The following is a 3580-nucleotide window of genomic DNA, read 5'->3' on the forward strand; positions in this document are numbered from 1 at the left end:
CCCCCAACTTTTAAAGGTTGCACGGGAGCCTTACAAAGTCAAGCTTCCCCGTCATCAGCGGCTAGTTCTGCTCCCCGGCCCCGGAAGTTTAGCCATAATCCCCAAGCGATCATTATGAGAGCTAAAGCTATGAAGCTTGCCGAGATGGGACGGGTAAAGAAGATAAAAGGAGAGCCCCCGGAAAGTACCAGGGATTGTTTAAGGGAAGTCTCCAGCATCTGGGCTAAAACAGTGGCCAAAACCATGGGGGCAAGGGGGTAGCCCAGCTTGCGCATAAGGTAGCCTATAATGCCGAAAAGAAGGGCCACCCACACATCGAACATCAAGAACCGCACGCTGTAGGCGCCTATGACCGAGAAAAGGATGATCAGTGGACCTAGTATCGGGAAGGGAATCAAGGCTATGCGTGCCCACAAGCCCACCAAAGGTAAGTTTAGGATCAACAATATGCAGTTACCTATATACATGCTGGCAATTACTGCCCACACCAGATCCGGGTTTTCCTTAAAGAGCATGGGCCCGGGCTGAAGCCCGTACATCATAAACCCGCCCAGCAATACTGCCAGGGCAGGTCCAGAAGGGATACCGAAGGAAAATAGGGGCACGAACCCACCGCTACAAGTAGCATTGTTAGCTCCTTCAGCTGCGGCTACCCCTTCAATGGCGCCCCGGCCGAAAAGGTGCGGCCGCTTAGACACCTTTTTTTCTACATCGTAAGCCACAAAGGTAGTCACCGCCGGGCTACATCCGGGCAAAAGCCCCAGGAAAAAGCCTATAACCGAGGAACGCAACATGGCTCCCAAACTCTGCTTTATGTCTTCTAAGGTGGGCAACCAATTACGTATCTTAGTTTCATAAATATGACTGGCTGCCCTTTCTATATTTACTAACACCTCACCAATGGCAAATAAACCGATTATCACACTGATAAAATTGACCCCGGCCATGAGGGAAACTGAACCAAAGGTAAGCCGTGCCTCTCCGGTCAAGGGATCCAATCCCACCATAGCCACCAGCAAGCCTATAGCAGTCGCGATCAAGCCCTTAAGTAGTGCTTTGCCAGACAGGCTAACAACTAGACTTAAGGCCATAAACATAAGGGCAAAATATTCAGGCGGGCCAAAGGCTAAGGCCACGCTGGCCAGTGTGGGGGCAAAAAAGGTTAGCCCTACTAAACTTATCGTCCCCGCCACAAAGGAAGATATGGCAGAAATACCCAAGGCAGCTCCGGCCCTGCCCTGCCGGGCAAGCTGGAATCCGTCTAAAGCCGTGGGCACCGAAGAGGCTTCTCCAGGGATGTTAACCACAATAGCAGTAGTGGAGCCGCCGTACATGGCCCCGTAGTATATGGCCGCCATCATGATAATAGCCGGTACAGGTGGTAAAATAGTCGTCAGGGGTAAAAGAATAGCGATGGCCGAAGTGGGTCCAATGCCCGGTAAAACTCCGACCAGAGTACCTACTAGGCAGCCCAGTAGCGCGTACAAAATGTTCATCGGCGTCAGTGCCTGGCTAAAACCCTGCCAGAGAAGAGTCCAAGCAAATTCCATATTTCCTGCCTCCTACCACCCTAGGGGACCTGTAGGCAAGGTTAGCCCCAAGAAATGGATAAATACGAAGGAGATAGCACTCCCCGCCAGTATTCCTAAGCCTAAGGATACAAACCACCGATAACGTCCCAAATACCAGGTTAAAAAAGTAATGAAAACAAAGCTACTTAAAGAAAATCCTAGAGGTTCCAATAAGACTAAATATATAACAATACTCAGTAAGGTAACTAATATCCGTTTGAGGCCCGCCGATTCGGGCCAGTCAACGGGCTTATCTTTGCTCCGATTGGCCCAGCTTAAGATTGAAAGAAGAAGCCCCGCACCCAACACTATCCAGCTTAGTAGGAGGGGGAGGGTACGGGGGTGCAAGTGCTCCCCCGTGACCCCGTGGATAGACAAGGAGGCCATAAGGGATACAACGCCCAAGATTGCAAGTGCCAGACCACTGGTTATGTCTGCTGCACGCTGCGTACGCACTTAGGATCCCTCTTCTTGTTACTTTTGGGAGTTAGGTTGAGCTTTGAGCTCATCCGCCAGCGCCTTGTATATTTGGGTTAGTTTTGCTATGTGAGCTTTACATTCTTCATGCCCCATGGCTAAAGGAACGAAACCTTCCTTCTTCATCTGGGCCTGGATTTCTGGATCGCGAGCTATTTGTAGGAAGGCCTCTTCGAGCTTCTTAATTACGTGGTCGGGAGTACCCGGCGGTACGGCCACCCCGCGGTCTATACTCTCTACCAGGTCAATGCCTTTCTCCTTAAAGGTAGGGGCATCAGGGAAGGCCTCAAACCTCTCGTTTCCTGCAAAGGCCAAGAGACGTATCTGATCTTTATGCTTCACAAGGTCATCAGAGTTACCGAAGATAGCGTCCACATGGCCGCCCAGGAAAGCAGTAATCTGAGGTGCCGCCCCGGTAAAGGGTACATATTTAAACTTCGTACCCGTCAGCTTTTCCAACCTCATGGTAGCGAACTGATGACCGGAGAAGGTCCCTGAGCCTCCTATCGAGATCTGTCCGGGTCTCTTTTTGGCTTCCTCCAAAAACTCCTCAAGAGTATCATAAGGGCTTGTCTTTAGCACAGCCAGACCTAAAGGTGTAGATTGGAAGAGGGCTACGGGTACTATTTGTTCTGTAGTATAACCCGTCTGCTGCTGCATAGGTTGCAGGATTATATGAGGTAGATTAAATCCGGCGATGGTGTAGCCATCGGGTTTGGAACGAGCAAGCTCGCTCCAGCCTACTGCCCCGCCTCCTCCTACTTTATAATCTATGACCACCTTCTGGCCCAAAATCTTCTCCAACAAAGGTTGCTGCCGCCGCGCCTCGCGATCCGACTGGCCACCAGGGTCAAAGCAAATTAGGTAAGTAATGGGTTTAGTAGGATAGTTTTCTTTCGGAGTAGCTTGTTGCCCTTTAGAGCAACCTGCAGTTACTCCTATAAGGAGTCCTGCTACTAGTGCTAAAATTAGAAGCTTTGTTTTCCTTTTAATTTTAGTTAAGCCCGCCTTTTTGTTCATAAACCTCCTCCCTTCCTTATGTAAGTATATGAGTTCAGTGGTCTTACCACTAATACATAAATTCGACAAGCCTTTTGAAAATCCTCCTGGTAAAGCAAAAAAATTCACAAGTAGAAGTCTCACCCCCCCAGGTGAGAAGGTGACGCTGCCAACTTCTTTTTAGCCCGCTCTCGAACGGCCAAGATCTTCTCCTCCGGTAGCGGCCGCTCAAAGCTCCTAAGACCCGCCAGGCGGAAACCGTGCTTGCGGGCCAGGCGGCTTATCTCATCCACTTGCTCTACCGTTAAGTCACGGCCCAAAGTAAAGCTCTCCAGCCGGCCTTCCAGGGCTAAAATCATGGTCTCGGCCATGCAGGCGTAGGCCAGGCCGGGCGGGTAGCCGAAGTTAAAGTGAAAATCAACTTCCCCCGGTACCTCTACCACTCCACCTTCAATAACCAGCACATCATCCCTTTCCTCCGCCACCCGCCGGGACACATCCCGCGGCCGGGCTACATCGCAGACCACCGCGCC

At 50.9% G+C, this 3580-nt stretch carries 3 protein-coding genes and 1 pseudogene; all 4 read right to left on the minus strand.

Annotated features, from left to right (window positions below; all coding sequences use genetic code 11):
• Window positions 1–38: 38 nt before the first annotated feature.
• A complete protein-coding gene (locus tag L5656_RS10960; protein ID WP_297202888.1) occupies window positions 39–1550 on the minus strand; it encodes a tripartite tricarboxylate transporter permease in 1512 nt (503 codons plus the stop codon).
• Between the two features lie 12 nt (window positions 1551–1562).
• On the minus strand, window positions 1563–2027 hold the full coding sequence (locus L5656_RS10965; RefSeq protein WP_297202889.1) for a tripartite tricarboxylate transporter TctB family protein: 465 nt from the start codon (window positions 2025–2027) through the stop codon (window positions 1563–1565).
• Between the two features lie 18 nt (window positions 2028–2045).
• Window positions 2046–3068, minus strand: coding sequence for a tripartite tricarboxylate transporter substrate binding protein (locus L5656_RS10970; protein ID WP_297202891.1), 1023 nt, complete (start codon window positions 3066–3068; stop codon window positions 2046–2048).
• Window positions 3069–3187: 119 nt separating this feature from the next.
• Window positions 3188–3580, minus strand: a pseudogene (locus L5656_RS10975) (shikimate dehydrogenase); the annotation flags it as partial.

The organism is Thermanaeromonas sp. (assembly GCF_021890735.1).
Classification (GTDB): domain Bacteria; phylum Bacillota; class DSM-521; order Neomoorellales; family Neomoorellaceae; genus Thermanaeromonas.